This is a genomic window from Nocardia sp. NPDC050697, assembly GCF_040654395.1.
GTDB lineage: Bacteria > Actinomycetota > Actinomycetes > Mycobacteriales > Mycobacteriaceae > Nocardia.
On the sequence record NZ_JBFAHY010000001.1, the window covers coordinates 950,099 to 976,480 of the forward strand.

Annotated in this window: 31 protein-coding genes; 15 read left to right on the forward strand and 16 right to left on the reverse strand. The window is 73.8% G+C overall.

Annotated features, from left to right (window positions below; all coding sequences use genetic code 11):
• Nucleotides 1-23: 23 nt before the first annotated feature.
• Nucleotides 24-305, reverse strand: a complete 282-nt coding sequence (locus AB0H71_RS04795; protein ID WP_357014870.1) for a hypothetical protein — start codon at nucleotides 303-305, stop codon at nucleotides 24-26.
• A gap of 191 nt (nucleotides 306-496) precedes the next feature.
• Between AB0H71_RS04795 and AB0H71_RS04800 the strand changes: the two genes are divergently transcribed.
• Complete coding sequence (locus tag AB0H71_RS04800) at nucleotides 497-1,333, forward strand: CPBP family intramembrane glutamic endopeptidase (protein ID WP_357014873.1); 837 nt, start codon at nucleotides 497-499, stop codon at nucleotides 1,331-1,333.
• On the opposite strand, the gene AB0H71_RS04805 is transcribed toward AB0H71_RS04800, so the two are convergent.
• On the reverse strand, nucleotides 1,221-2,873 hold the full coding sequence (locus AB0H71_RS04805) for a cutinase family protein (RefSeq protein ID WP_357014876.1): 1,653 nt from the start codon (nucleotides 2,871-2,873) through the stop codon (nucleotides 1,221-1,223). The two genes, AB0H71_RS04800 and AB0H71_RS04805, sit on opposite strands and share 113 nt — an antisense overlap.
• Nucleotides 2,874-3,053: 180 nt before the next feature.
• Between AB0H71_RS04805 and AB0H71_RS04810 the strand changes: the two genes are divergently transcribed.
• Entirely contained in the window at nucleotides 3,054-3,635 is a 582-nt protein-coding gene (locus AB0H71_RS04810) for a PadR family transcriptional regulator (protein WP_357014878.1), read from the forward strand.
• Nucleotides 3,632-4,072 carry a nitroreductase family deazaflavin-dependent oxidoreductase gene (locus tag AB0H71_RS04815; RefSeq protein WP_357014880.1) on the forward strand — a complete coding sequence of 147 codons (441 nt, stop codon included), beginning with the start codon at nucleotides 3,632-3,634 and terminating at the stop codon, nucleotides 4,070-4,072. Before AB0H71_RS04810 ends, AB0H71_RS04815 begins: the two co-directional genes overlap by 4 nt.
• A 7-nt stretch (nucleotides 4,073-4,079) precedes the next feature.
• Here the strand turns inward: AB0H71_RS04815 and AB0H71_RS04820 are convergent, their stop codons facing one another.
• From AB0H71_RS04820 to AB0H71_RS04830, 3 genes are all read right to left on the reverse strand, one after another.
• Entirely contained in the window at nucleotides 4,080-4,364 is a 285-nt protein-coding gene (locus AB0H71_RS04820) for a hypothetical protein (RefSeq protein WP_357014883.1), read from the reverse strand.
• A gap of 174 nt (nucleotides 4,365-4,538) precedes the next feature.
• Nucleotides 4,539-5,081 carry a YaeQ family protein gene (locus AB0H71_RS04825; protein WP_357014885.1) on the reverse strand — a complete coding sequence of 181 codons (543 nt, stop codon included), beginning with the start codon at nucleotides 5,079-5,081 and terminating at the stop codon, nucleotides 4,539-4,541.
• 12 nt (nucleotides 5,082-5,093) lie between these two features.
• On the reverse strand, nucleotides 5,094-5,471 hold the full coding sequence (locus AB0H71_RS04830) for a VOC family protein (RefSeq protein WP_357014888.1): 378 nt from the start codon (nucleotides 5,469-5,471) through the stop codon (nucleotides 5,094-5,096).
• 50 nt (nucleotides 5,472-5,521) lie between these two features.
• Here AB0H71_RS04830 and AB0H71_RS04835 point away from each other — a divergent pair, with 50 nt between their 5' ends.
• Nucleotides 5,522-5,869: a helix-turn-helix domain-containing protein gene (locus tag AB0H71_RS04835; protein WP_357014890.1), complete on the forward strand. Its 348-nt coding sequence runs from the start codon at nucleotides 5,522-5,524 to the stop codon at nucleotides 5,867-5,869.
• Between the two features lie 52 nt (nucleotides 5,870-5,921).
• Here AB0H71_RS04835 and msrA read toward each other — a convergent pair whose 3' ends face one another.
• Nucleotides 5,922-6,431, reverse strand: coding sequence for a peptide-methionine (S)-S-oxide reductase MsrA (msrA, locus tag AB0H71_RS04840; RefSeq protein ID WP_357014893.1), 510 nt, complete (start codon nucleotides 6,429-6,431; stop codon nucleotides 5,922-5,924).
• Nucleotides 6,428-6,883: a peptide-methionine (R)-S-oxide reductase MsrB gene (gene msrB / locus AB0H71_RS04845; RefSeq protein WP_357014896.1), complete on the reverse strand. Its 456-nt coding sequence runs from the start codon at nucleotides 6,881-6,883 to the stop codon at nucleotides 6,428-6,430. The genes msrA and msrB overlap by 4 nt, the downstream gene beginning before the upstream one ends.
• Nucleotides 6,884-7,100: 217 nt before the next feature.
• Here msrB and AB0H71_RS04850 point away from each other — a divergent pair, with 217 nt between their 5' ends.
• From AB0H71_RS04850 to AB0H71_RS04860, 3 genes are read left to right on the forward strand one after another with little or no spacing between them, the layout of a single operon-like run.
• A complete protein-coding gene (locus AB0H71_RS04850) occupies nucleotides 7,101-7,757 on the forward strand; it encodes a GNAT family protein (protein ID WP_357014898.1) in 657 nt (218 codons plus the stop codon).
• Nucleotides 7,758-7,798: 41 nt separating this feature from the next.
• Complete coding sequence (locus AB0H71_RS04855) at nucleotides 7,799-8,662, forward strand: GNAT family N-acetyltransferase (protein ID WP_357014900.1); 864 nt, start codon at nucleotides 7,799-7,801, stop codon at nucleotides 8,660-8,662.
• Nucleotides 8,663-8,709: 47 nt separating this feature from the next.
• Nucleotides 8,710-9,627 (forward strand): nitronate monooxygenase, encoded by a 918-nt coding sequence (locus AB0H71_RS04860; protein WP_357014903.1) that lies wholly within the window; start codon nucleotides 8,710-8,712, stop codon nucleotides 9,625-9,627.
• On the opposite strand, the gene AB0H71_RS04865 is transcribed toward AB0H71_RS04860, so the two are convergent.
• The 4 genes from AB0H71_RS04865 to AB0H71_RS04880 form a co-directional block, all read right to left on the reverse strand.
• Entirely contained in the window at nucleotides 9,608-10,456 is an 849-nt protein-coding gene (locus AB0H71_RS04865) for a TIGR03621 family F420-dependent LLM class oxidoreductase (protein WP_357014906.1), read from the reverse strand. The two genes, AB0H71_RS04860 and AB0H71_RS04865, sit on opposite strands and share 20 nt — an antisense overlap.
• 68 nt (nucleotides 10,457-10,524) lie before the next feature.
• On the reverse strand, nucleotides 10,525-12,684 hold the full coding sequence (locus tag AB0H71_RS04870) for a TerD family protein (protein WP_357014909.1): 2,160 nt from the start codon (nucleotides 12,682-12,684) through the stop codon (nucleotides 10,525-10,527).
• A gap of 111 nt (nucleotides 12,685-12,795) precedes the next feature.
• Nucleotides 12,796-12,984, reverse strand: a complete 189-nt coding sequence (locus AB0H71_RS04875) for a hypothetical protein (RefSeq protein WP_357014911.1) — start codon at nucleotides 12,982-12,984, stop codon at nucleotides 12,796-12,798.
• Nucleotides 12,981-14,003 (reverse strand): aldehyde reductase, encoded by a 1,023-nt coding sequence (locus AB0H71_RS04880; RefSeq protein ID WP_357014913.1) that lies wholly within the window; start codon nucleotides 14,001-14,003, stop codon nucleotides 12,981-12,983. The genes AB0H71_RS04875 and AB0H71_RS04880 overlap by 4 nt, the downstream gene beginning before the upstream one ends.
• A gap of 93 nt (nucleotides 14,004-14,096) precedes the next feature.
• On the opposite strand from AB0H71_RS04880, the gene AB0H71_RS04885 reads away from it, so the two are divergent.
• Genes AB0H71_RS04885 through AB0H71_RS04895 form a run of 3 tightly spaced genes read left to right on the forward strand, consistent with a single transcriptional unit; the run spans nucleotide 14,097 to nucleotide 16,209 of the window.
• On the forward strand, nucleotides 14,097-14,714 hold the full coding sequence (locus AB0H71_RS04885; RefSeq protein ID WP_357014915.1) for a TetR/AcrR family transcriptional regulator: 618 nt from the start codon (nucleotides 14,097-14,099) through the stop codon (nucleotides 14,712-14,714).
• Nucleotides 14,715-14,728: 14 nt separating this feature from the next.
• Nucleotides 14,729-15,880, forward strand: a complete 1,152-nt coding sequence (locus tag AB0H71_RS04890; protein WP_357014917.1) for an alkaline phosphatase family protein — start codon at nucleotides 14,729-14,731, stop codon at nucleotides 15,878-15,880.
• 11 nt (nucleotides 15,881-15,891) lie between these two features.
• Nucleotides 15,892-16,209, forward strand: coding sequence for a hypothetical protein (locus AB0H71_RS04895; RefSeq protein ID WP_357014919.1), 318 nt, complete (start codon nucleotides 15,892-15,894; stop codon nucleotides 16,207-16,209).
• On the opposite strand, the gene AB0H71_RS04900 is transcribed toward AB0H71_RS04895, so the two are convergent.
• Complete coding sequence (locus tag AB0H71_RS04900) at nucleotides 16,206-17,759, reverse strand: succinic semialdehyde dehydrogenase (protein ID WP_357014922.1); 1,554 nt, start codon at nucleotides 17,757-17,759, stop codon at nucleotides 16,206-16,208. The two genes, AB0H71_RS04895 and AB0H71_RS04900, sit on opposite strands and share 4 nt — an antisense overlap.
• Nucleotides 17,760-17,997: 238 nt before the next feature.
• Between AB0H71_RS04900 and AB0H71_RS04905 the strand changes: the two genes are divergently transcribed.
• From AB0H71_RS04905 to AB0H71_RS04920, 4 genes are read left to right on the forward strand one after another with little or no spacing between them, the layout of a single operon-like run.
• Nucleotides 17,998-20,403, forward strand: a complete 2,406-nt coding sequence (locus AB0H71_RS04905) for a nitrate- and nitrite sensing domain-containing protein (RefSeq protein WP_357014924.1) — start codon at nucleotides 17,998-18,000, stop codon at nucleotides 20,401-20,403.
• A 1-nt stretch (nucleotide 20,404) separates the two neighbouring features.
• Nucleotides 20,405-20,812 carry a roadblock/LC7 domain-containing protein gene (locus tag AB0H71_RS04910; protein WP_067651593.1) on the forward strand — a complete coding sequence of 136 codons (408 nt, stop codon included), beginning with the start codon at nucleotides 20,405-20,407 and terminating at the stop codon, nucleotides 20,810-20,812.
• 7 nt (nucleotides 20,813-20,819) lie between these two features.
• Nucleotides 20,820-21,194 (forward strand): DUF742 domain-containing protein, encoded by a 375-nt coding sequence (locus tag AB0H71_RS04915; protein ID WP_357014927.1) that lies wholly within the window; start codon nucleotides 20,820-20,822, stop codon nucleotides 21,192-21,194.
• Entirely contained in the window at nucleotides 21,175-21,786 is a 612-nt protein-coding gene (locus tag AB0H71_RS04920; protein ID WP_357014930.1) for an ATP/GTP-binding protein, read from the forward strand. The genes AB0H71_RS04915 and AB0H71_RS04920 overlap by 20 nt, the downstream gene beginning before the upstream one ends.
• Nucleotides 21,787-21,825: 39 nt before the next feature.
• On the opposite strand, the gene AB0H71_RS04925 is transcribed toward AB0H71_RS04920, so the two are convergent.
• From AB0H71_RS04925 to AB0H71_RS04940, 4 genes are all read right to left on the reverse strand, one after another.
• Nucleotides 21,826-22,215 (reverse strand): NUDIX domain-containing protein, encoded by a 390-nt coding sequence (locus AB0H71_RS04925; protein ID WP_357014933.1) that lies wholly within the window; start codon nucleotides 22,213-22,215, stop codon nucleotides 21,826-21,828.
• Between the two features lie 9 nt (nucleotides 22,216-22,224).
• Nucleotides 22,225-23,289 carry an aminotransferase class V-fold PLP-dependent enzyme gene (locus tag AB0H71_RS04930; RefSeq protein ID WP_357014936.1) on the reverse strand — a complete coding sequence of 355 codons (1,065 nt, stop codon included), beginning with the start codon at nucleotides 23,287-23,289 and terminating at the stop codon, nucleotides 22,225-22,227.
• A 108-nt stretch (nucleotides 23,290-23,397) separates the two neighbouring features.
• Nucleotides 23,398-24,513, reverse strand: coding sequence for a crosslink repair DNA glycosylase YcaQ family protein (locus tag AB0H71_RS04935; RefSeq protein ID WP_357014939.1), 1,116 nt, complete (start codon nucleotides 24,511-24,513; stop codon nucleotides 23,398-23,400).
• Complete coding sequence (locus tag AB0H71_RS04940) at nucleotides 24,510-24,890, reverse strand: BlaI/MecI/CopY family transcriptional regulator (RefSeq protein WP_357014941.1); 381 nt, start codon at nucleotides 24,888-24,890, stop codon at nucleotides 24,510-24,512. Before AB0H71_RS04940 ends, AB0H71_RS04935 begins: the two co-directional genes overlap by 4 nt.
• Nucleotides 24,891-24,996: 106 nt before the next feature.
• Here AB0H71_RS04940 and dinB point away from each other — a divergent pair, with 106 nt between their 5' ends.
• Entirely contained in the window at nucleotides 24,997-26,244 is a 1,248-nt protein-coding gene (dinB, locus tag AB0H71_RS04945; RefSeq protein WP_357014942.1) for a DNA polymerase IV, read from the forward strand.
• The last annotated feature ends 138 nt before the right edge of the window (nucleotides 26,245-26,382 follow it).

Here is a 26,382-nt window from a genome sequence, read left to right on the forward strand (position 1 = left end):
GGGGCCGCCGTCGCCGGTGACCGCTACTTGCCGGCCGAACCGGAGCCGATCAGGTTGCCGAGCCCGGTGAGCAGGTTCGACGACCCGGCGCTCCACCCGTCCAGGTACGGGTTGGGGTAGCCCTCGACGACCGGCGTCGGCAGCGGCTTCACGCCGCCCGAGCCGGTGACCAGCAGCCGGGTGAGGCCATCGGCGAAGTTGGCCGAGCCGGTGCCGACGTCGGTCTGCGCCGACGCCACGCCGGAGCCGCCGAGCACGATGCCCGCGGCGATCGCGGCCACACCGAACGCACGAATTGTGCTCATACATTCCCTCTTCTCGAAAATCGCGCCGGTAGCTCAGCTACCGCCGGGCCAATGTCTAGGCAGCCGATGCCGCCATCGGACGACCGGCGGATGAACGCCAGGTCAAGGGCGGATGGCCACCCGCTCCGACCCCGGCACAACCGGACTTTTCCGGCGTACGCGGACGGTGCGCGGCGATTACGCTCGGCTCCGTGCGGATCTCGCGACGGCAGCTGTCCCTCGGCGCGGAGTTCGCGCTGCTCTTCGGCGGCGGCGCCGCCCTCTACAACGCGCGGTTCCGCGGCACCTCACCGATTCCGGTGCTGGTCGCGCTCGGCGCCGGGGTGACGCGGCAGCTGCGCCGCTCGGCCACCTTCGACCGCCGCGCGTTCTGGCGCGCCGAGGCGCTGCGCCCGGAGGCGGGGTCGATGGCGCTGCTGGCCGGGGCGAGCGCGGCGGCGCTCACCGCGGTGGTTGCGGCGGTGCGTCCCACCGATCTCTTCGAGCTGCCGCGCCGGCATCCAGGGTTGTGGGCGGCGGTCGTGGTGCTGTACCCGGTGCTCAGCGTGTACCCGCAGGAGCTGGTGTTCCGCGCCTTCGTCTTCGACCGCTACGCCCCGGTCTTCGGTGACGGCGCCGCCATGATCGCGGCCAGCGCGGCCGCCTTCGGCCTCGTGCACATCGCCTTCGGCAGCTGGATCTCGGTGCTGCTCAGCGGGGCGGGCGGGGTGCTCTTCGCGCTGCGCTACCGGCGCACCGGGTCGCTCTTCGCGGCCACCGTCGAGCACTCGATCTACGGCGTGCTGGTCTTCACCGTCGGGTTGGGGCGGTACTTCTACCACGGTGCGGCGGCGGCAACGCTCGCCGCCGCCGCGCCGGTGGCGGCGCTCACGACGGCGGCCCCGTCCGAGGACGGGGCCGCTGCTCGAACGGCGCTCAGCGCGCGCCGGTCGTGGTCGACGTCGGGGATCCGGTCGTGGTGGCGGCGGAGCCGGTCGTCGTCGGCTGCGGTGTCGTGGTCGGCGGCGCCGCGACCTGCGGGGTGGTGACCGGCGCGGGCGTCGTGGTCGGCGCGGCGGCCGCGCTCTCCGGCGTCGTGGTCCCCGCGGTGGTGCTCGACGCCGCGCTGCCCGGCGTGCCGGTCACGGTCGGCTTGGCGGTGGTCGTCGCGGTCGGCTTGGCGGTGGTGCTCTGCACCGCGGCCTGCACGGTGGCGTAATCCTCGGCCTGCGGCTTGGCCTTGGTGTCGACCGGCTCCCCGGCTTGCGCCTGCTTGGCCAGGTGGGTGAGCCAGGCGGCGGCGTACTGGGCGGAGGTGAGCGGCCGGTCGTTGTTCGGGTCGGCGTCGTCCCAGTAGTCGAAGTGGTGGCCGGTGTGGTCCGGGCCGAGGGTGAGCTGGTACGGGTCGCTCATGACCACCGGGATGGTGTTCTCGTTGGTGGCGATCAGCCCGACGATCTCGTCCAGGATCTTCTGCGGCAGGTAGGCCAGCGGCGAGAGCTTGTCCGAGGCGATGGTGTCGGCCTTGGCCGGCTTCTGCGGGGCGGCCGCCGGGTCGTACTGCGGATCGGAGACCCGGAGCAGCACGTCGAGGAAGGTCTCGTCGCTCTGCATCCAGTTGCCGAGCCCCTGGGCCTGGATATCGGCGAAGGCGGCCAGCGCGATCCGGCCCAGCGCCACCGCGACGTCGCCGCCGGTGGCCGGGGTCAGCCCCTCGGCCTGCAGCCGGTCCACGTCGAGCTGCCTGCCTACGTTCACCACGAGCTGCAGCAGCGAGATGTTCTCCGGGGCGGCGCAGGTCAGGTCGCCGTCGGAGCAGAAGGAGGCGATCTTGCCGTCGAGCGCGCCGAAGCCGCCGGTGGTGCCGGCCACCGCGCCCTGACCGGAGGCCGGGGTGCAGGTGGCGTCCTGGTACTTCTGGTCGAAGCCGTCCGGGTTGCTGCAGGCGTTCGCCGCGCCGATGAACGGGCCGTCGCCCGGCGAGCGGCCGGAGTCGGCGAGGATCACCACGCCGACCACGTCGTCCGGGTCGACGATGCCGTACTCGCCGTCGGCGCCGGGCTGCTGGTTGCCGATCTCCATGGCGACCCGGCGCACCACGTCGGCGCCCTCGCTGTAGCCGACGATGGCGAAGCGGGTGTCCGGGCAGGCCGCGCTGATCTCGCTCATGACCTGCTTGGTATTGGCGACGCCGGTCTCCACCGCGTCCTCGTAGCTGGACATGTTCGCCGGGTAGGCGATGTAGACGGCGGCGTAGGAGTCCGGGTCGACGGCGCCGTCCGGCGCGTTGACCACCGGGTCCACCCACTCGCTGTTGTGGTCACCGGCGAGCGCGGCGGGCAGCGGCTTGCCGTCGGCGTCGACCAGCAGCTTGGTGCTGTCCTCGGCGGGCGCGTCGTTGCGGCCGGCGACCGAGATGGTCACCATGTCGTGGCACTCGGTGACCGAGCTGGTGAGCTGCGTGGCGTCGTCGCGCCCCGGCGCGCTGATGGCCCAGGTGGCCGCGACGATGGCGACCACGCCGAGCGTGGCGGGCGCGACCACCGCGGTGGCGATGCGATGGCGCGCGAAGAAATCCCGAAGTGGCATCCCGGTATCCGTTCCTGATTCGACAAGCGGACGGACAGGCCCCCCGACGGGCCGTATGTCACCAGGCACGTCGGGATTCCAGGGGTTGGTGTTACGGGTGTTTCTCGAGCCGTCTTCCGTCGGGTGGGTCACACCCGTATAGTCGAACTCGGTTATTCGACTTCGACCGATTGGCTCCGGATGCCCCCTCGCGCCGCCCGCACCCCGCTCACCCTCGCGGTGCTGAGCCTGCTCGCCGAGGGCCCGCGGCACCCGTACGAAATGCAGGCGCTGATCCGGCAGCGCCACGTCGGCGACGTGGTCCGGCTGCGCGGCGGCTCGCTCTACGACGCCATCGCCCGGCTGGCGGGCATCGGGCTGATCGAGGCGGTGGGCTCGGATCGCGCGGGCGCCCGCCCGGAGCGCACCGTCTACGCCGTCACCCCGGCGGGCCGGGTGCAGCTCACCGAGCAGCTGCGCGAGTACCTGGCCGAGCAGGCCGAGGAGTTCCCGGTGTTCCCGGCCGGGCTCGCGCACGCCCTGCACCTGCCCGCCGCCGAGGTGGTGGCGCTGCTGCGCCGCCGGGCGGCCGCGCTCACCACCCGGATCGCCGATGTGGACGCCGACCTGGCGGTCGCGCACGCCGCCGCGGTGCCGCGCGCGGTGCTGCTCGAAGCCGAGTACGCCCAGACCCTGCGCCGCGCCGAACTCGCGTGGCTGGACGGGATCGTCACCGAACTGGAGTCGGGCACGCTCGCCTGGCCGGAACTGGAGGAACAGTGAATCAGGTCGCCCTGCCGCGCAAGGTGCGGTTCTTCAACGTGGTCATCAAGGGGTTGCAGCGAGTGGGGATCGCGCTGGGCCCGGTCACCGTGCTGACGGTGCGGGGCCGCAAGAGCGGGCAGCCGCGCAGCACCCCGGTGACCCCGTTCCGGGTGGACGGCGCCGAGTACGTGCTGAGCGGCATCCCCGGCTCGGCCTGGGCGCACAATGTGCGCGCCGCCGAGACCGTCGAGCTGCGCAGCGGCCGCCGCACCCGCACCGCGCGCATGGTGGAGGTCCCGGTGGCCGAGCGCGGGCCGATCCTGCGCGCCTTCGTCGAGCAGGTGCCGCGCGGGGTGGAGATGATGCTGGACGCCGGGGTGGTGCGGACCGGGTCGGCGGAGGAGTTCGAGGCCGCCGCCGACCGGCTCGCCCCGTTCCGCATCGACCCGGCCTGACCGCGCGTCAGTCGAAGACCACCGGGCGCAGCCGCCCGGTGTACTCCCCCGCGCGGTGCAGCGCGTCCGCGGCGGCGGCCAGTTCGATGGCCGCCTCCTCGAGCACCTCGCGGGCGCCTGCGACGCAGTAGCCGGGGGTCATGAGCGCGCCGATGCCGGGGGTGTCGAGCAGCACGCCCTGCTCGGGCAGCGCCCGATAGCCCGCGGCGAGGTCGGCCACCCCGGCTCGCAGCGCCGCCAGCTCGGCGGCGAGCAGCGCGCGCCGGGCCTCCAGTTCGATCGGATCGCTCATGGGCTCAGTCTGCCGCCCGCCGCCGCCGCCCGGGCCCGCGTTCGCGCTGCGCGAAATCGTAGGCCGCGCGGGCCCGCTCCACGGCCGCCAGATTCGGCGACCGGTCGGCCAGCGCGGCGAAGAGCGGCGTCCCGGTGGTTTCGCCTCGAATCGCCGACGCCTTCCGCTGACCCTTCACTCGATCCGGTGCTCGGTGACCGGCGAGCTCAGGTCGGTGCCGTTCAGCGCGAGGTACAGCACGTCCTCGGTCACCGAGACGCTCAGGGTGTTGCGCCGCTGCACCAGCCCGGCGGCGGCGTCGACGAACGCGCGGTCGAAGGCGCGCACGGGGATCTCCGCCGCCCGGTGCACCTTCTTGCCGGTGAGCTGGGCGAGCACCTTCACCGGGTCGCGGTGGGTGTAGACGGCGACCCGCTCGGCGAGTTTGCTGCCGCGGTGCACCCGCTCGGCGTCCGGGGCGCCGACCTCGATCCAGGCGGTGATCTGCCCGGTGTGGTCGCGGGCGAGCACGGCGGGCTCGTCGGTGGAGGAGACGCCGCCGTCGCTGAAGGCGATCCCCTCCCGGTACTCCAGGCAGTAGGCGAGCAGCCGGGTGATCATGAACTCGGCGGTCTCCGAGGGGTGCCGCGCCACCCGCGTCTCCCACTCCTCGTAGACGCCGCGGTCAATATCGGCCAGGTGCACCGCGAAGGTGTGCAGGGTCGCGCTCAGTGCCATGAACGCAGCAGCCTAGCCGGTGCCGAGCACCCGCTCGCGCACCTCCGTGCTCCACTCGACGTACTCGACCACCGCGCCGTCCGGGTGCGCGGCGTAGAGGAAGCGGCCGGTGGCCGACTCCTCGGGGCCGTGCGTGACGGCGGCGCCGGCCGCCGCGAGCAGCTCTCGCAGCGCGTCCAGGTCGGCGACGATGAGCGGGCCCACGGTGCTGCGGTAGCGGTCGGTGGCGGCGGGCGGCCCGGCGATGAGCAGCAGGTCGCCGACGGCGGCGAGCTCCGCCGCCTCGAAGCCGAAGCGCAGGTCGGCGGCGCGGCCGGCGAGCTTCTCGTAGAGCGGCAGCGCGCGATCCAGGTCGGTGACGAAGAGCCGGGCGTAGGTTTTGAGGATCACCTCCGGCACGCTACGGACCGATCCGGGCGGGCGGGAGTACGCACTTTCGAGTGAGAGGGGTCGCGGTGCCGACCGAGCGGGAACAGGCGGCGGCGGTCGCGCGCCGGGTATTCGGCGTGCTCTCCACCAAGTGGGCGCTGGCCGCGCTGGAGGCGCTCGGCCCCGGCGAGCGCCGCTTCGCCGACCTGCACCGCGACCTCGACGGCATCAGCTACACCGTGCTCACCCGCACCCTGCGCGCGCTGGAGGCGGAGGGCGTGGTCGCCCGCTTCGACCACGGCACCGCCGCGCCGCGGGTGGACTACGCGCTCACCCCGGCGGGGCGCGAGCTGCTCACCACGGTGCACGGCCTGTGCACGTGGTCGCGCACGCACCTGGACGACCTGCTCGCCCCCTGACGCACGAAACGGCCCCGGCGCTGTCGCCGGGGCCGCCGCTCGATCTCCCGGATCAGGCGTTCGCGCGCTTGGGCAGCTTCCAGCCCGGGCGCGGGTAGTGGCAGGTGTAGCCGTTGGGGTAGCGCACCAGGTAGTCCTGGTGCTCCGGCTCGGCCTCCCAGAACTCGCTCGCCGGGGTCACCTCGGTGACGACCTTGCCCGGCCAGAGGCCGGAGGCGTCCACGTCGGCGATGGTGTCCAGCGCGACCTGCTTCTGGTCGTCGTCCAGGTAGAAGATGGCCGACCGGTAGCTGGTCCCGATGTCGTTGCCCTGCCGGTCCTTGGTGGACGGATCGTGGATCTGGAAGAAGAACTCCAGCAGCGCACGGTAATCCGTCTGCGCCGGGTCGTAGACGATCTCCAGCGCCTCGGCGTGGCCGGGGTGGTTCCGGTAGGTGGGGTGGTCGTTGCTGCCGCCGGTGTAGCCGACGCGGGTCGACAGCACCCCCGGCTGCTTGCGGACCAGGTCCTCCATGCCCCAGAAGCACCCGCCGGCCAGAATCGCCCTACGCGTGTCGGTCACGCCTCCTCCTTCGTGAACAGAGCGGTGTACTGCCCGTATCCCTCCGCCTCGAGCCGGTCGAGGTGGACGAAGCGCAGCGCCGCCGAGTTGATGCAGTACCGCAGACCGCCCTCGGCGCGAGGGCCGTCGGTGAACAGATGGCCGAGGTGGCTGTCGCCGTGCGCCGAGCGCACCTCGGTGCGGATCATCAGGTGGCTGAAATCCTTCTTCTCGACCACGTTGTGCGCGTCGATCGGACGGGTGAAGCTGGGCCACCCGCTGCCACTCTCGAACTTGTCGACCGAGGCGAACAGCGGCTCACCGGAGACGACGTCCACGTAGAGCCCGGGCTCGTGGTTGTCCCAGTACTCTCCGGTGAACGCGCGCTCGGTGCCGTTCTCCTGGGTCACACGGTACTGCTCCGGCGAGAGCGCCGACAGTGCCGCGGGGTTGCGGTTGTACTCCTGTGCCACACGACCTCCTCGTTCAGGCTCCCCGTACAACCGAGAAGCAGCCCGGAAAAGTCCCGTCGCGCCCGGCCCGCCCGTGCGCGGCTACTGTTGCGGGGGTGACTGCGCCGACGCCGTGCCCCGACCCCGGAGAACCCGCGCTGAACTGGTCATATCGGACACGCTACCGCGGTCGCGGGACCGCTCGCGGCGCGTGAGCGGGGCGGCGAGCCGGCTCCGGGTGCTGACCAATCCGGGCGTCGCGGTGTCGATCGCCCGGTTCCACCTGCGGCCGCTGCGCCGCCTCGCGCAGGCGGCGGGCGGCGCCGGGCTCGCCCTGGACACCGCCGAGGTCGCGCCCTCCGGCAGCACCGTGCACGTGCGGCTGCCCCGGCTCACCGACGCGCCGGCCTGGCGCTCGGCCCGGCTGCGCAACCGGGAGGCGATCGAGCCGTTCTGGGTGAGCACCGGCCGGGGCTGGGGTTCCCAGCACACCGACCGGGCCTGGGCCGGCCACTGGCTCACCGCCCGCTGGGGCGCCCGCCTCGGCACCTTCCTGAGCGTGGTGATCGAGGTGGACGGGAAGTTCGCCGGGCAGTGCGAGCTCCGGATCGAGGAGCACGACCGGCGCGGCGAGGCCGGGATCTGGCTGGACGCCGGGCTGGCCGCGCCGGGCACCGCGCTGGTCGCCGGGCGGCTGGTGCTGGCCTACGCCTTCGGCCCGCTCGGGCTGGTCCGGGTGGCGGCGCCGGTGAGCACCGAGAACCAGCGCGCCGCGCGGCTCGCGGCCCGGCTCGGCTTCGTCCGCGAGGGCACCATGGCCGCGTACATGACGGTGGGCGGGCAGCGCCGCGACCACGACCTGTGGGCCGTCACCGTGGACAGCTGGCGCCCGTAAACCATTGGCGCCGCGCCGGTGCCGCTCTCTACCGTCTCCCCATGGAGCTGGAGTTCACCCCGGACGCCGCCACCTTCCTGGCCGCGGCGGGGCCCCACCTGGCCGCGGAGCCGGTGCTCTCGACGGTGGTGGCGACGCAGGCCGATCGTCAGGTGACGCAGCGCGCCGACGGTGTCGCCATCCCCGACGACCAGTGGTACCTGACCGTCCGGGACGGGAGCGGAGTCGCCGGGGCCGGAATGCGCACCGCCACCTTCGGCCGCCGCCCCGCCTACCTGCTTCCCATGCCCGCCGCCGCGACGCTGGAGCTGGCGCGGGTGCTGCACGGGCGCGGCGAGGAGCTCACCGCCGTCAACGGGGTGCTTCCCGTGGTGTCCGACCTGCTCACCGAGCTGGCCCGGCTTTCGGGGCGCGGCACCGTCGAGACCCGCGTCCGAACCCGGCTCTTCGAGCTGGGCACCCTGGTGCCGCCGGTCGGCGTTCCCGGTGCGCTGCGCGCGGTGCGTCCGGCGGAGGCCGAGCTGGCCGCGGCCTGGCTCGCCGCCTTCACCGCGGAGAGCTACGGGCCGGACGACAGGCCCGACCCGCCCGCGCTCGACGATGTCCGGTACCGGATCGCGAAGGGCAGGCTCTGGTTCTGGGAGCACGACGGGCAGCCTGTCCACCTGACCGGTACCAATCCCGCGGTCGCCGGGGTAGCCCGGGTCGGCCCGGTCTACACCCCGCCCGAGCAGCGCGGCCGCGGCTGGGCCTCGGCCGCCGTCGCCGAGGCGTCCCGGCTGCTCGCCGCGCCGGGTGCCCGGGTCTGCCTCTTCACCGATCTCGCCAGCCCCACCTCGAACGCGATCTACCGGCGCATCGGCTACCGGCCGGTGACCGATATGGCCGAGCTGGTCCTGGTGTAGCGGGGTGGAGTTCAGCGATGGTGCCGCCCCCGCGTCACACTGAACCCATGCGGACGACGGCGTGGGCGCGGGAACTGGGGCTGCGGATTCCGGTGGTCAATGCCCCCATGGGCGGGGTCGCGGGCGGGCGGCTGGCCACCGCGGTGAGCGCGGGCGGCGGGCTCGGCATGATCGGTATGGGGAGCGCGGGGTCGGCGGCGGCGCTGCGCGCTCAGCTGGCACTGGCGGGTGACGGCGTCGGGATCGGCGTGGTCGACTGGGTGATCCGCGCCGAGCCGGAGCTGCTCGAGCAGGCGCTGGCCGCGCGGCCGCGGCTGCTCTCGGTGAGTTTCGGCACCGACCTGTCCTGGGTGGCGGCGGCCCGCGCGCACGGCATCCGCACCGCCACCCAGGTGTACTCCGCCGACGAGGCGAAGCGCGCGCACGATGCCGGGATCGACGTCGTGGTGGCGCGGGGCGCGGCGGGCGGTGGCCACGGCACCGCCGCCCCCGAGCTGCGGCCGCTGCTGGACGAGGTGCTCGCCGCCGTCCCGATCCCGGTCCTGGCGGCGGGCGGGATCGCCACCGCGGCCGAGCTCGCGGCGGTGCTGGCCGCCGGGGCATCCGGGGCGTGGATCGGCACCCGCTTCGCGGCCTGCGCCGAATCGCTGCTCCCCGCCCCCGGCCGGGCCGCCCTCATCGCCGCCACCGGCGCGGACACCGTCCTGACCAGTGCCTTCGACATCGCCGCCGAGCTCCCCTGGCCCGCCCGGTTCCCGTCCCGGGTACTGCGCGACCCCGCCACCGACCGCTGGGCCGGGCACGAGGACGAGCTGCGCGCCGACCCCGCCGCGCGCGCTGAACTCCGCTCGCGCGCCGCCGATCCGGCGACCGCGCCGGTGGACGCCGGACGCGGGGCCGGGGCGATCACGCGGGTGGAGACCGCCGCCGAGATCCTCGAATCGCTCAGCGCAGCAGCGGAATGACCGGGGCGAAGGCCTCCATGCTGTCCTCCAGCACGGTGATGTAGCCGAACCCCCAGCGCTCCCGCCGCTCGCGCAGCCGCTCGGCCATCTCCGCCGGGGTGCCGACCAGCAGGATCGGCAGCTCCTCGGGCCGCCCCTCGATCTCCGCGGGCAGCATGGCGCCGAACTGCTCCAGCAGCGCCTCCCGCTCGCCCGGCGCGGCGACCCGCTGGATGAGCAGGTTGAACTCGACGTCGTCGGCGCGCGCTCCGAGCAGCCGGCGGGCGGTGGCGATCCGCTCGCCGTAGGCGGCCGGGCCCGCGGCGACCAGCGGCCCGCCATTGCCGGCGGCGGCCGCGCCGGTGAAGCCGATGATGTCGGCGTGCTCGGCGGCGAGGCCGAGCAGCTTGTCACCCCACCCCGCGATCAGCACCGGCGGGCCGCCCGGACGGGACGGCGCCGGCCGATAGCCCGGGTCGGCGAGCAATTCCCGGATGGTGCCGAGCGATTCGGCCAGCTGCGCGATCCGCGCGCCACCGCTGCCGAAGGGGATCGCGGCGGCGTCGAACTCCGCGCGCACGTAGCCGGCGCCGACGCCGAGCTCGAGCCGCCCGTCGGTGATGCCGTCCACCGTGGCGATCTCCCTGGCCAGCAGGGTCGGGTTGTAGAAGGGGGTGTTCAGCACGAAGGTGGTGAGCCGCGGGGCCGTGGTCACTTCGGCGGCCAGCACCAGCGAGGGGAAGGGCGCGGGCATACCGAGGTGGTCGGCGACGCCGATGACGTCGAAGCCGAGCTCCTCGGCCCGCCCGCACTTGGCGGCCCACTCGGCCCGCGACCCCGAGGCGATCATGTTGACACCGAACCGGAACGATCGTTGTGCGCCCACGGGACCTGTCTACCGTACGGCCCCGCCCCCGGTCACCCCGCGTCGACCGGCTCCGCCTGCTTCGGCGCGGCGGGCACCCATTCCCGCAGCGGCTGCACCACGGCGCCGTAGAAGGTGTCGGTCGCGGTGGTGACCCCGGCGACGAAACCGGCGGCGGTGCCGGAGCGGCGCGCGCCCATGGGGAAGGTCTGGCGCAGGGTGAAGGCGACGACGGTGCCCGCGCGGCCCTGGGTGAGCACCCTGGGGTTCGCGCGCACGGCGTCGAGCCGCTCGCACGCCTCGTTGCCGCGCTCGGAGAACACCGCCTCCACGGTGATGTCGGCCGGTGCCTCTTTGAGCTGGCGCAGCAGCCAGGCCACGCGGCGCCCGGCGGCGCCCTCGTCCGGAGCGTCCAGCGCGACCTCACAGCGAATTTTCGCGGTGCGCACGTCGGCGACGACCACCAGATCGCCCGCGGTCTCCGGGATCCGCAGCACCGCCTCGAAGACGCCGTCGGCGGCGAGCCGCTCGGCCACCGCGGCGCTGCGCGCGGCCGGGTCGGTGCTGTGCTTGCGCGGGAGCACGTGTTTCACGGTGACGCCGAGCTCGGCGGTGAGCCGCAGCGCGAGGTGCCGGGAGAGCGAGGTCCAGGTGTCGGCGACGGCCAGCGCCTTCTGGTCGCTCGCGCGCAGCGTGCCCGCGGTGACGGCGTCGCGCACCGCGACCCAGTGCCTGCCCATGTCGACGAACTCGCTCGCCCCGGAGCGGGGATGCTCCAGGTAGCGCAGGAATTCGGCGAGCAGCCAGGCGCGCAGTTCGTCGTCGATGCCGCCGTGCGCGAGCAGCATTCGCGCCTCGTGCGCGACCTCGGCCCAGGAGAGGTGGCGCAGCGCCACCTTGGCGAGTTTGCGGCGGTCCACCTCGACCGGCAGCTCGCCGGGGCCGGCGGGGACGTCGTTGGAGAGGCTGACCACGACGTCGTACTTGCGGCGGCGGGCGACGTCGAGGTAGCTCTCCAGCTGGTCCCGGCGCAGCCTGCCATTGCCGGTCTTGACCTCGAGCAGCGCGGTCCAGGTCCGGCCGCCGCGCTGCACGCGCAGCACCGCATCCGGCACCACCTTGCCGTCGCCGCGCTCGTACTGCACCTCGAGGTAGCCCTCGAAGGCGCCGACCGGGGCGCCGATCCGGGCGCAGACCGCGCGGGCGAACGGCTTCACCGCCTGCATGGTGGCGACGAAGGCCGAGGTGGCGCGGCGCTCCTGCTCGTCGCCGGCGCCGATGCCGGCGACCGAGAAGAGGCGGGCGGGTTGCCAGCCGTCCTCGCCGAGGACGAAGGTCATCGGCTCGGCGCGCTTGACCGCCGCGCGCTTGGCGGTGCGGACCCCGCGGCGGGCGACGGTGCGCACCGGTTCCGGGGTGGCGGTGGTCCGCGCGGCGGCGACGGCGGTCTCCGCCGCGGCCACGGCGGTCTCGGCGGCGGCGACGGCGGTTCCCGCGGCCGCTACCGCCGGGTTCGCGGCGTTCGTGGCGACGGTCGAATCCGGTGCGGCCATGTCCGTGGCGATGGCGGCGGACCGCGTGGCGATCGTGCCGGGGTCATCGGCACCCGCGAGCGGCCCGTCAGACTCCGCCGCACCGATCGGGTGCACCGCGTCGCCCGCCGGACCCGGCGAATCTTCGTCCTCGTCGACATCGACCCCGAAATCGGCGGCCAGCCCGGCGAGCCCGGAATCCCACCCCTGCCCGACGGCACGCACCTTCCACGCACCGCCGCGCCGGTAGATCTCGCCGAAGACGAAGGCGGATTCGGTGGTGGCGTCGGCGGTGACGTACTCGGCCAGCGAACCGCCGGCACCGTCCACCACCCGCAGCGCCAGCTTGCCGAGATCGCCGAAGGCGCCGGTGCCGACGCTGCCAGCCAGCGCGATGGTGTGCACGGCGGCGGGCACCGCGGTGAGGTCGAGCGCGATCCGCGCCTGTGCCCCCTCCTCGGTCGCGCTCGTGCCGAGGAACACCACCGAGCCGTCGGCCGATTCCGGCTGGTTGTAGAAGACGAAGTCGCTGTCCCCCCGCACCTTCCGGTCGGCGCCGAGGAGCAGCGCGGAGGCATCCACCTCGACCTCGTTCTCGGTCCAGCCGAGGACGACGTCGATCCGCTCGACATCATCGGGCAACGCGATGTTCTGCCCCTTGGACAGCATCGGAGACGTCACTGCCGCACACCCCTCACTCACGCGATCGGAAGAACCCCCGTCGCCCACCCGGGCGACGCAGCACATGTCGCGCGAACTGTGGGCGCCGTTACAACCGATAGGCGCGGGACATCAGCAGGTGAGCGCGAACGTGGCGACGGGCAGCGTGACGGCTGCGGCGGACAGCGCGATACCCCGCGCCCGGATCAGGGCCGAATCCCACACCCGCGCAACCACTTCCGCGAACCGCGAGGGCTCCCCGGCGGACCGCGCCCGGCGCAGCACCCCGAGCACGGCGAGCACGACGGCGGTGACGATCACGCGGGCACCAACCCGGCCGCGGGCACCAACCCGGCGCGGATCAGGCTCTCGGCGGTGTCGACGATCGACTCCCGCACCGGCCGCATACTCCACCCCAGCTCAGCACGGGCCTTCTCGGCGCTGACCCGTTCGCGGATCCCGAGATTGGGCACCGTGAGCCGGACCCCGCGGTCGAAGATCGCCACGGTGCGCACCACCAGATCCGGGATGGTCCGGCTCGGAATCCGGTACCCGCGCGGCCCGAACTCCGCGTCGAGCACCCGCGCGATCTCGGCGAAGGTGAGCGAATCGCCCGCGCAGATGTAGCGGTTGCCCGCGGCGGCCGGGGTCTCCAGCGCCAGCCGGTGCGCGACCGCGAGATCGCGGACGTCGACCGGCACCCACGTCACCTTCGGCATGCCGGGCATCTCGCGGGCCAGCAGCCTGCGCACCGGTTCGTGCGAGGTGCTGGTGGCGGTGCCGAGCAGCGGGCCCAGGATCATGCCGGGGTTGAGTACGACCAGCTCGGGGCCGTCGTGATGCGCGGCGGCGAAATCCCAGGCCGCGCGCTCGGCCAGCACCTTGCTCTTCGGGTAGGCCGTCGCCTTCTCCAGCACCGTCCAGTCGGCCTCGGTGCGCACCCCGTCGTCGCCGTGGCCGTAGACGATGGCGGCGGTCGACGAGGTCTGCACCACCCGGCGCACCCCGGCGGCCGCGGCGAAGCGCAGCACCCGCAGCGTGCCGTCGACGGCGGGGCGGATCAGGTCGTCCTCGTGCTTCGGCGGCGCGGAAGGGAACGGCGAGGCGACGTGCAGCACGCCGTCGACCCCGGTCATGGCCTCGGCCCAGCCGGCGTCGGCGAGCAGGTCGGCCTCGGCGAATTCGAGGTCGCCGCCGAGCGCGGTGAGGTGCTCGCGCCTGCCGGTGGCGGCGGCGTCGCGCACCGTGGCGCGGACCGCGTACCCGGCGCGAAGGAGTTCGGCGATGCAGTGTCCGGCGACGAATCCGGTCGCGCCGGTGACGAGGATGCGGGGGCTCATCGGGGGCTCCTTCGGTAGGCTGGCGACGTCGATCTGAGCGCCGCTCAATTAATCTAAGCATCGCTCAGACGGGCTGTCCACTACGCTGATCGGGTGCGCCGGACCACCTATCACCACGGAGCGCTCCGCGAAGCCCTGATGGCGGCCTGCCTGCGGCTGCTGGAGTCGGAGGGGCTGGCGGCGGTGAGCCTGCGCCGGGTCGCGCGCGAGGCCGGGGTGAGCACCGGCGCGCCCTACCACCACTTCCCCGACCGCTCCGCGCTGCTCTCCGCGCTCTCCGTGCAAGGCTTCCAGCTGCTCGCGGGCGAACTCTCGGCGGCGCGCGCCGCGGCCCCCGACCCGCTGGCCGCGCTCACCGCGCTGGCCGGCGCCTACGTCGGCTTCTCCCGCGACCACCCGGCACACTTCCGGCTCATGTTCCGCCCCGAGCTCTCGCAGCCGGAGAAGCACCCGGACGCCACCGTGGCGGGCGACGCCGCCTTCGCCGTCCTCACCGACACCATCGCCGAGTGCGTGGCGGCGGGCGCGCTGCCCGAGCAGGGCGCGGAGACCCTCGCGGTGACCTTCTGGGCGCTGGCGCACGGCCTCGCCTCGCTCTGGCTGGACGGGCAGCTGGCCAAGCGCAGTGACCAGCTCGGCACCAGCGCCGAGCAGCTGGTCGCCGAGATCCTGCGCACCTTCACCGCGCTCGCCACCCCGGCTGCGGGCTGACTACAGTCGGCGCCGTGCTGCTCACCCCCCGCTACGGCGCAGGCGCGCTCGCCGACCTGCTGCCCTCGGTCCTCGCCGCGCTCGGCGTGCCCGGCGAGCGCGACCCGCTGGCACTGGAGCTGGACCCCGCCATCGACCGGATCTGCGTGCTGCTGGTCGACGGCCTCGGTAGCCACCAGCTCGCCGCGCACGCCGCCGACGCCCCCACCCTGACCGCGCTGCCGCGCCGCACCCTGACCGCGGGCTTCCCCAGCACCACCGCGACCAGCCTGGCCTCCTTCGGCACCGGGCTACCGCCCGGCGAACACGGCGTGGTCGGCTACCTCATCCGGGTGCCCGGCTTCGACCGCGCGGTCAGCGCCCTGCGCTGGACCCTGCACGGCGACGGCGAGAAGGTCGACCTGCTGCGCGCGCTGCCGCCCGAGGAATTCCAGCCAAGGGCGACGGCTTTCGAGCGGGCGGCGGCGCACGGGGTCACCGTGACCCAGGTGGCGCCCGGCTACCAGAACGGCTCCGGGCTGAGCCGGGCGGTGCTGCGCGGCTGCGAATTCCGGCTGGAGGTGTCGGTCGGCGACCTGGTGGACGGGGTGCTCACCGCGCTGGAGGCGGGGCCGCGCGCGCTGGTCTACGCCTACCACGCCGACCTGGACACCACCGGCCACCTGCGCGGGCCGGGGACGCGGGCGTGGCGCGGCGAGCTCGCGCACACCGACCGGATCGTCGCCGAGCTTGCCGAGCGGCTGCCGCCGAGATCGGCGCTGCTCGTCACCGCCGACCACGGCATGGTCACCCACACCGGCAGCGTGGATTTCGACGCCGACCCCGCGCTGCGCGCCGGGGTCGAGCTGCTCGCGGGCGAGCCGCGGGTGCGCTACGTCTACACCGCCGACGGCGCCACCGCCGATGTCGCCGCGGCCTGGAGCGCCGCCCTCGGCGCGGATTTCGCGGTGCTCACCCGCGACGAGGCGATCGAGCGCGGCTGGTTCGGCCCCGCGGTCACCGACGTCGTCCGCCCCCGGATCGGCGACCTGGTGGTGGCCGCGACCGGCACCCGCGGCGTCGTACGCACCGGCGCGGAGCCGATCCAGTCGGCCATGCTCGGCCACCACGGCTCGCTCACCGCGGCCGAGCTGGAGATTCCGCTCGCGGTGGCAACCGCGCTCTAGGCTCTCACCCCATGCAGACCATCCCGGCCGCCCGCGGCGCGCTCGCGGCCGCCGCGCTCGCACTCGCCCTCACCGGTTGCACCGACGTGGAGCGCTTCCTGAACAAGGGTGGCGACACCCCGTGCAGCGAGTACATCCGCCAGGATCAGGACACCAAGCGCACCACCATCACCAAATTCGTGCAGCAGCAGCAGAAGACCGACGCCCAGCCCGCCGGCACCGCCGTCGACGCCACCATGATCTCGGTCGACCTGCTCTGCGGGGCGCAGCGCAATGCCGAGACCCCGATCAAGAACGCCGATATCGCCGGGATCTTCCTGCAGCGTTAGCGGCCGGGCAGGAAGCGCAGGCCGCGGGCGATGCTCATCAGCACCCGCTGCCAGACCGCGGCGGGAACCAGCGGCGGGGTGTCCAGGTTCAGGAACCGGGTCACCACCACGGTCTGCGGCTCGGTGTACTTGAGCAGGCCGTCGGCGCCGTGCCTGCGCCCGACCCCGGAGCTGCCCATGCCGCCCATGGGCGCGCCGGTGGTGCCCCAGGCCGGGGCGTACCCCTCGTCCACGCAGACCGTGCCCGCCCGCAGCCGGGCGGCGATCCGCTCGCCCTCGGCCTTGGTGCGCGCCCAGACGCTGGCATTCAGCCCGTACTCGGTGTCGTTGGCCAGCCGGACCGCCTCGTCCACGCTGTCCACCGGGTAGACCGAGACCAGCGGCCCGAAGGTCTCGGCGCGCCCGCACTCCATCTCGTCGGTGACATCGGCGAGCACGGTCGGCTCGAAGAACAGCGGCCCCAGATCCGGCCGCGCCTTGCCGCCCGCGAGCACGGTGGCGCCCTTGGAGGTGGCGTCGGCGACGTGCTTGGTCACCGTCTCCAGCTGCGCGGCCGAGATGAGCGAGCCGATCTCGGCGGTGAAGCCGTACCCGGCGCCGAGCCGGGCGGCGCCGACCGCGCGCAGGAACTTCTCGGTGAACTCGTCGGCGATCGAGCGCTCCACGTAGAGCCGCTCGATCGAGATGCAGAGCTGCCCGGCATTGGAGAAGCAGGCGCGCACCGCCGCCCTGGCGGCGCGATCCAGGTTCGCCCCGCGCGCGACGATCATGGGGTTCTTGCCGCCAAGCTCGGCGGAGAAGCCGATCAACCGGCGCCCGGCCCGCTCGGCCAGGATGCGGCCGGTGGCCGAGGAGCCGGTGAACATGAGGTAGTCGCAGGCATCGGCGATGGCGGTGCCGACCTCGCTGCCCGGGCCGGGCACCACCTGCAGCAGCCCGCGCGGCAGCCCGGCGCGGTAGAGCAGGTCGGCGGCGGCCAGCGCGGAGAACGGGGTCTGGCTGTCCGGCTTGACCACCACGGCATTGCCCGCGAGCAGCGCGGGGATGGCGTCGCCGACCGAGAGCAGCATGGGGTAGTTCCACGGCGCGATCACCCCGACGACGCCCTTGGGCTGGGTCCGCACGCTCGCCCGGTTCAACAGCGGGAACGCGCCGGGCACCGGCTGCGGCCGGAGCAGCGAGGGGGCGTTGCGGGTGAACCAGCGGGCCGCGAAGAGCATGCCCATGATCTCCTCCTGGGCCGCCCAGCGCGCCTTGCCGGTCTCGGCCTGGACGATGTCCATGAGTTCCTCGCGGTGCCGCACGAGCAGCCCGCGGAACCGGTCGAGCACGGCGGCCCGCTCGCCCGCGTCCCTGGCGGCCCAGCGGGACTGCGCGGCCCGCGCGGCGCCGAAGGCGGCCTCGACGTCGGCGGCGGTGCCGACCGGGACGGTGCCGAGCGGCTCGCCGGTGAAGGTCTCCGGGATGGTGCGGGTGCCGCGCGCGGTGACCTCGTCGATCGCGGCGAGATCGCTGAGGCGGCGGAACACAGCGGGGGCGGGAGCGGGCATCGTCGGCCTCCTACTAGTCGGTAACCCCGGATGACCAGAATCTACGCCGCACCGGCCGGGATGCCCAGCCGGGCCGGGAGGCCGGTCGGTCTGTCCCGGAAAGTCAACTCGAGTCCCGTTCACCGGGACAGAATCGGACTACGAGTAGGTAACTGACTAGTTTTAGCGGATGTTCACTGCGAGACTCGGTGTCCGCACCAGGGTGTTGGCAATCGCGCTCGTCCCGAGTCTGTCACTCTTGGCGGTCGGTGTCGGGACCACGTCCTACCTGGTGTCGGAGTCCAACCGGACCCACGAGTGGGCGGTGCAGACGCAGGCCGCGCTGGCCGGCACCCGCGACCTCGTCGAGGGCGCGCAGGCCGAGCGGCTGGCCTCGATGGCCCGGCTCACCGGCAACAACGAGGCCGCCGCGGGCCTGGCGGCCGCGCGCGCGAAGCTGGACGGCTCGGTGCGCGCGCTGGAATCGGCGAAGACCTCGCTCGGCGCGGTCGAGGACGACCTCTCCGACGTCGGCGGCATCGACGCCATGATGAAGTACCTCTCCCAGCTCCGCACCGCCATCGACGCGGGCCAGCTGCCCGCCGCGGACGCCTACAACTTCTTCAACCAGGTGATCGACGGCATCGTCCTCGGCTCGCAGATCTCCCAGACGCTCGCGCCGGATGCCGAGATCGGCGTCGAGCTGGCCGAGGCCATGCAGGTGCTGAAGTCGGCCGAGGCCATGTCGCGGGCGACCGCGCTGGCCGTGGCGCTGGAGTCCGGGCAGGAGGCGCCCGCGGTCCCGGTCGAGGAGTTCGCCCGCCAGGTCGGGTACTACCGCATCGAGATCGGCAACCTGAGCCGGGACGTCGATCCCGAGCAGAAGGAGGTCGCGACCGCGCTCACCAACAGCGTCTCCTGGCAGAAGCTGGACGTGGTGGAGAACGTCATCGGCTGGCGCGCGGTCACCCGCGCCGCCGCCGCGGCCGAGGGCGCCGCGCCCTCCGGCGGCACGAGCTCCGCCGCCCGGTCGGCCGCGCTGCCGCCGCTGCCGATGCCGAACGCCGAGTGGCAGGCCGCCGCCGCGGATGTGAACCGGCAGCTCATCGACATGTGGATCGCGCAGAGCGCGCGCACCAACGGCATCGCCGAGGACAAGGCCGACGAGGACTCGCAGAACGCGCTGCTCGCCGGGATCGGCGTCGGCACGATCAGCCTGCTCGCCATCGGCGTCTCGGTGCTGCTCGCCAACCGGATCATCCGCCGCCTCAAGCGGCTGCGCTCCGAGACGCTCACCCTGGCCGACGTCACACTGCCGGAGATGATGCGCAAGCTGGAGAACAACGAGCCGGTCGACCCGGCCGCGGAGATGCCGAAGCTGGACTTCGGCACCGACGAGATCGGCGAGGTCGCCCAGGCCTTCGAGCACGCCGCCGGTGCGGCGGTCAACGCCGCCGTGGCCGAGGCCCGCACCCGCGAGGGCGTGAAGTCGGTCTTCCTGAATATCGCGCACCGCAGCCAGGTCGTGGTGCACCGGCAGCTGGAGATCCTGGACGAGGCCGAGCGCAAGCAGGAGGATCCAGCCCTGCTGGACACCCTGTTCCGCCTCGACCACCTCGCCACCCGCGAGCGCCGCAACGCCGAGAACCTGATCATCCTCGGCGGCGGGCAGGTCGGGCGGCAGTGGCGCAACCCGGTCGCCATGATCGACCTGGTCCGCTCCGCGGTCGGCGAGACGCTGGACTACTCCCGGGTCCGGGTCGCGCGCATGCCCCAGGTGCACGTCCTCGGCGGCGTGGTCGCCGACCTCGTGCACCTGCTGGCCGAGCTGGTCGACAACGCCACCAGCTTCTCCCCGCCGCAGTCGCGGGTCGAGGTCACCGGCAACGTGGTCGGGCGCGGCGTGGTCGTGGAGATCGAGGACCAGGGCATGGGCATGCCCACCGGCGATATCGTGCGCACCAACCAGATGATGGCCGACCCGCCGGACTTCGGCGTCGCCTCGCTCTCCGGGGATTCCCGGCTCGGGCTCTTCGTGGTCGCCCGGCTGGCGGTGCGGCACGACATCGCGGTCAAGCTCGCCGAGTCGGACTACGGCGGGATCCGGGCCATCGTGCTCATCCCGTCCGCGCTGCTCGCGGGCGCGGTGCCGGACGGCCAGGCCACCAGCACCCCCGCCGTCGGCCGCCCGGCCCCGGTCGCGGCGCTGGAACCGCCGGTGCGGCACGCGGAATCGGCGGCGAGCGCCCCGCTCCCGGCCGCCACGCTGGTCGCCGACCCGCCGATGGAGACGCAGACCTTCCGCCCGCCGGTCGAGTCGCAGCCCTACCGGCCGCCGGAGGCGCCCGCCTACACCGGCGAGCGGCCGCGGCCGTACAACCCGAACACCCCCGCGCCGACCCCGCCGCCGGTCTCGCAGCCCCCCGCTGCGCAGCCGCTGCTGCAGGACGGCAGGCCCGCGCTGCCGCGCCGCAACCGGCAGGCGAATCTGAACCCGCAGCTCGAACGCGACCCGGAGCCGACGACGCAGACCCGTGCGCCGGAACGCCCTCGGCTCACCGCGGAGCAGGCCCGAGATCTGATCTCGGCCATCGAGAACGGAACCCGACAGGGACGCAAGCCGCTCAGCGGCGACGCGTCCGGTAACGACAGACAGGAAGGCTGAGGTGAACTCTCCCAACCCCGGCGATCTCAACTGGCTTCTCGACGACCTCGTCGACCGACTGGCCGGTGTCCGGCACGTGGTGGTGCTCTCCACCGACGGCCTCCTGCTCGGTCGCTCGAACGCGCTCACCCAGGAGGACGCCGAGCACTTCGCCGCCATGTCGTCCACGCTCTACGGCCTGGCGCGCAGCGCCGGTGCCCGCTTCGAGGGTGGCGGAGTCCGCCAGGCCATGATCGAGCTCGACCGGGCCGTTCTGTTCGTGACCTCGGCGGGCAGCAACGCGTGTCTCGCGCTCCAGGCGAATGATTCCGCGAATCTCGGTATGGTCGCCTACGAAATGAACCTGACCGTGCAGCGGGTCGGCAACTACCTGTCGACCACACCGCGCCATAGATTGGCCGAGCTCTAGGATCGCGATGACACGACAGGGCGAGCACTGGTTCGACGACGCGGCCGGTCCGCTGGTCCGGCCGTACGCACTCACTCGGGGCCGCACCATGGGTGCGGCCCACGACCTGGACATGCTGACGGTCGTGGTGGTCACCCACCCGGCCCCGATCCTGCGGCGGGTCGAGCCCGAATACGCGGAAATCGTTCGCCTGTGCGCGGTTCCGCAGTCCGTGGCCGAGGTCTCTGCAACACTGAAGCTACCTCTGGCTGTGACGAAGATCCTCGTCGGTGATCTGATCAGCGAGAACCACCTGATCTTCCGGGCACCGGTTCAAGCCGACGCCGGGCCCGGCGACATCAACATTTTGCGAGCGGTGCTGGATGGTATTCGAAGAATCTGACCCGAATCGGCAGGGCGCCGGTGTCCCGAACCTGGCGGCCTCCGTCAAGATCCTGATCGCGGGAGGGTTCGGCGTCGGTAAGACGACGATGGTCTCCGCGATCAGCGAGATCGCGCCGCTGCGCACCGAGGAGCTGATCACCGAGGTCAGCTCCGGGGTGGACGATCTGTCCGGGGTGGAGCAGAAGTCGACCACCACGGTGGCGCTCGACTTCGGCCGCATCTCGATCGACCGGGACCTGGTGCTGTACCTGTTCGGCACGCCGGGGCAGGACCGGTTCTGGTTCCTCTGGGACGAGCTGGCCCGCGGCGCGCTCGGCGCCGTCGTGCTCGCCGACACCCGCAGGCTGGGCAATTCGTTCGCGGCGATCGACTACTTCGAGCGGCGCGGGCTGCCGTTCATCGTCGGCGTGAACTGCTTCGACGGGGCGCCCAGCTACAGCGAGGACGAGGTGCGCGACGCGCTCGACCTGGACCCGGGCACCCCGGTGCTGCTGTGCGACGCGCGCTCGCGGCAGTCGTCGAAGACGGTGCTGCTCACGCTCGTCGAGCACCTGATCGCCAGGGCGAACCGGGCGCCGGTCCCGAGCTGAGCATTCGGCGGCCCGCACCCCCGGTGCGGGCCGGCCGGGTCAGCGCAGCCCGCCCGCGGCCGCCAGGTCGTCGAAGAGCAGTTGGTCGACCGGCGGCACCAGCGGCCGGTCGGCGTAGCGGAACCAGGCGAGTTCGTCGATCTCCGCGCTGGCGGTGATGGTGCCGCGGTAGTCGGCGGTGTAGCAGGCCATCCGCACCGAGACCGCGCCGTCGACCGCCTCGTAGGTGCCGATGTGCCGCACGCTCTCGGGCAGCAGCGCGACGGTGAGCTCCTCGGCGATCTCGCGCAGCAGCGTCTGCTCGTCGCTCTCCCCCGGCTCGCGCTTGCCGCCGGGCACGTAGAAGACGTCCTTGCCGCGCGGCCGCGCGCAGAGCACCCTGCCCTCCCGCACCAGGATCCAGGCCACGGTGTCGATCAGCTGCGTCACCGGTGCAGCCTAGCGGCCCGCCTCCCGGAGCACGGCCAGCGCCCGCTCGACGTCGGCACCGGTGTTGTAGAGGTGGAACGAGACCCGCAGCCCGCCGCCGCGCGCGGAGCCGAGCACGCCGCCCGCGGCAAGCGCCGCGGCGTGCACGCCGCCGCCGGGAATCGTGACGATGGGCGAATCGCCGGGCACCGCATCGAGACCGAGCTCCGCGAGCCCGGACCGGAAGGCCGCGGCGAGGGTGCGGTCGTGCGCGCCGATCGCCGCGACGCCGAGCTCGTGCACGAGCCCGAGCCCGGCGAGCGAGGCGGTGACGCCGAGCCAGTCGGGGGTGTCGTCGAGGCGGTGCGCGGTCGTGGCGAGCGGGCCGAAGCCGTACATGTCGCCCCAGCGGTCGGCGCCCGCGTACCAGCCCGCGGCGAGCGGTACCGCGCCGTCCAGCGCCTCCGGCTGCACGGCGAGCAGGCTCACCGAGCGGGCGCCGAGCAGCCACTTGAAGGTGGCGCAGACCCAGAAGTCGGCGTCGGCGAAGCGCAGCGGCAGCCAGCCCGCGGCCTGGGTGGCGTCGATGAGCAGGCGGGCGCCGTGCGCGTGCGCGGCTTCGCGCAGCGCGGCGGGGTCGACGGTGCGGCCGTCGGCGGACTGGGTGAGGCTCACCGCGATCAGCGCGGTCTCGGCCCGCACGGCGTCGGCGAGTTTCTCCAGCGGCACGGCGCGCACCTCGAGGTCGCCGCGGAAGCGGAACGGGTTCGGCACCGAGGCGAAATCGCCCTCGGCGACCAGGACTTCCGCGCCCGCGGGGAGCCCGGCGGCGACCCGGCCGATGAGCCCGGCGACGGTGCCGCCGATGGCGATATCGGCGGCGGTGGCGCCGGTGAGCAGCCGGGCGAAGCTCGCGCGCAGCTCCGGGACCAGATGGTCGTAGCTGCCCGGGGTGCTGCGCCCCGAGCTCCAGCCGGCCTGCACCGTCTCCAGGACGGCCCGGCCGCGGGCGGGCAGCAGCCCGTGCGAGGCGGTGTTCAGGTAGGTGACCTCCGGGGCGTACTCACCGGGAGCCAGCGAAGCGGCGGGCGTCATGGTTCTCAGTGTCGGCGGCAGGCCGGACAGCGGTCCATAACCACCCGCTCGCCGCTGGACCGATTTCGCGCAACGCGGCGGCCTCCCGGCGGACCTCGGAGCGGCGCGTCAGCCGAGGCGTGCCCGCAGTTTCGTGCCCGCGGCACTCGACAGCCGGGCGGCGGCCGCGTCCAGCGCTCGCGCCGGAGGCGCCTTTCCGAACGGGGTGACGACGATGTCGTCACCCTCCCGCTCCCAGGTCCCGGTGACCCGCCCGCCCTCGATCACCACCGGCGAGATCCACCCGCCGGGGCGGCTCACCGCGGTCCGGTGCGCGGCGGGGACCAGCGCGGTGTCGGTGGTCCCGGGCCCGAGCACGTACTGGTCGAAGCTGCCGAGCAGCAGCACCCCGGGCACCGGTTTCGCGGCGGCGAGCTCGTCCAGGTCCTCGGTGCGGGCGAAGCAGCCGCGGCCGTCCACCTCGACCGGGGTGAGCGCGTTGCCGAGCTCGGCGAACCAGCGGCGGAGCACGGTCTTGCGCAGCGCGTTCCGGCTCAGCCAGGTGTCGAAGGTCTCGGGGGCGGCCGGGCCGTAGGCGCCGAGGTAGGCGGGGATGAGGGTGGCCGCGGCGGCGTCCGGCTCGGGCAGCCCCGGCCAGCCGGTGACGGCCCGCGCCGGGCTGGTGAAGGTGACCCGCCCGCCCTGCGCCGCTCCGTGGCACAGGATGCCCTGCCAGGCCAGCGGTTTGAGCACCGCGCCCCAGCCGGAGCGCAGCTGCTCGTCCAGGTGCCCGAGCCCGGGCCTGGCGATCACCGCGGCGACCAGCTCCTCCCGGGAGAGCGTGGCCGCGGCCAGGATCTCGGCGACGGCCGCGCCGAGCGCGGTGATCTGCTCGGGGGTGGCGCCGAAGTTGCGGGTCCAGACCGGCTTCTCCCAGGTGCGCGCCGAGGCCATGAGCGCGAGCGCGGCGGCGGCCAGTTCGGGCGTCAGCACGTGCAGCGTCCCGCGCATGGCCCAGGTGCGCAGCACCTTTCGCGCGCCGAGCAGCTCCGCCAGCGCGTCGGCGGCCGGCTCGGCGCAGCGCAGCGCGACCGCGAGTTCGGCGGCGGAGGCGACCTGCGCCTGCACCCCGGCCAGCCGCCGCACGACCGCGAGCGCGGAGCCGGCGGGTTCGGTGAGGAACTGCCTGCGCAGCCGCCAGGCGAAGACCTGCGCGGCGGTGAGCCGCAGCGGCGCGCCGCTCACGAGATCCCCGGCGTCCGGCGCGCCGCCGGCCCGCGCAGCGCGGCCCGCAGCCCGGCGCTCTGCTCGGCGCCGATCAGCTCGACGAAGTGGCTGAAGACCAGGTCGGCCCGGCCGCCGGAGCCGAGCGCGTCCGCCATCACCCGCGCGCTGTGCTCCTCGCGGGTCAGGGTGGGCCAGTAGCGGTAGGCCTTGCCCGCGCGCTCCCTGGCCAGCCAGCCCTTGCGGTGCAGGTTGTCCATGGTCGACATGACCGTGGTGTAGGCGATGTCGCGCTCGGCGGCGAGCTCCTCGTGGATCTCCCTGACCGTGGTCGACTCGGTATCCCGATCCCAGAGCCGATCCATGACGACCGCCTCCAGCTCGCCGAGACCCCGCACCGCTGTTCTCCTCCCGCCGGGCCGCTCCGATGCCGGCTCAGCGTACCGGGCAACGGCACCGGTTCCGCCCGCGTACCGGACAACAGACCACCCAGTATGCGAACATATGTTCGTGTCCGGCGACGGCGGTCCTCCCCCCGCGGCGCCCCGGCCGCGGATCAGCACCCGCGCCGAGGCGTCGATCCTGCACGCCGACCTGGACTCCTTCTACGCCTCGGTGGAGCAGCGCGACGACCCGGCGCTGCGCGGCAGGCCGGTGATCGTGGGCGGCGGGGTGGTGCTGGCCGCGAGCTACGAGGCCAAGGCGCGCGGCATCCGCACCCCGATGGGCGGCGCGCAGGCGCGCAGGCTCTGCCCCGAGGCCATCACCGTGCCGCCCCGGATGGCGGCGTACGCCGAGGCGAGCAGGCGGGTCTTCGAGATCTTCCACGACACCACGCCGGTGGTCGAGGGCATCTCCATCGACGAGGCGTTCCTGGATGTCGGCGGGTTGCGCCGGATCGCCGGCGAGCCGGTCGGGATCGCGCGGCGGCTGCGGGCCAGGGTGGCGGACGAGGTGGGGCTGCCGATCTCGGTGGGGATTGCGCGCACCAAGTTCCTGGCCAAGGTGGCGAGCGCGGTCGCCAAGCCGGACGGGCTGCGCGAGGTGCCGCCCGGCACCGAGCTGGAGTTCCTGCACCCGCTGCCGGTCGAGCGGCTCTGGGGGGTCGGCGAGGTGACCGCCCGCACCCTGCGCGAGCACCGCGTCACCCGCGTCGGCGACCTGGCCGAGCTCGGCGAGCGCGGGCTGCGCGGCATCCTCGGCCCGGCCGCGGCCACGCACCTGCACGCCCTCTCCATGGCCCGCGACCCGCGTCGAGTGACCCCGGGCCGCAGGCGCCGCTCGATCGGGGCGCAGCGCGCGCTCGGCTCCCGCCCGCGCCCGCCGGAGGAGATCGAGGCCTACCTGCACGGCCTCGCCGACCGGCTGGGCCGCAGGCTGCGCGGGGCGAACCGGGTGTGCCGGACGGTCGTGCTCCGGCTCCGCTTCACCGACTTCACCCGCGCCACCCGCTCGCACACCCTGCCCGAGGCCACCGACGACGGCGCGGTGCTGCTGCACGCGGCCCGGCTGCTGCTGCACGCCGCCACCCCGCTCATCGCCGACCGCGGCATCACCCTCATCGGGCTCGCGCTCACCAACCTCGGCGACGCCGGCACCGTGCAGCTCGCGCTGCCCTTCGAACCCCGCGCCGGGCACACCCTGGACGCCACCCTGGACGACCTGCGCCGCCGCTTCGGCAGCGCCGCCGTGACCAGGGCGGCGCTGCTGCACCGCGGCGAGGGGGTCTCGGTGCCGATCCTGCCGGACTGAGGAGGGGGCCGAAGTAGCCCCCTCCTCCACTCCGGCCGCCCGCCCTGTCGACGGTAGGGGCCATCGCTCCGGCGCCGCGACCCTTTTCCTGCCCGATGGCGGTCGTTTACCGCATGCGAGACCGGCCGGTAGATTCTT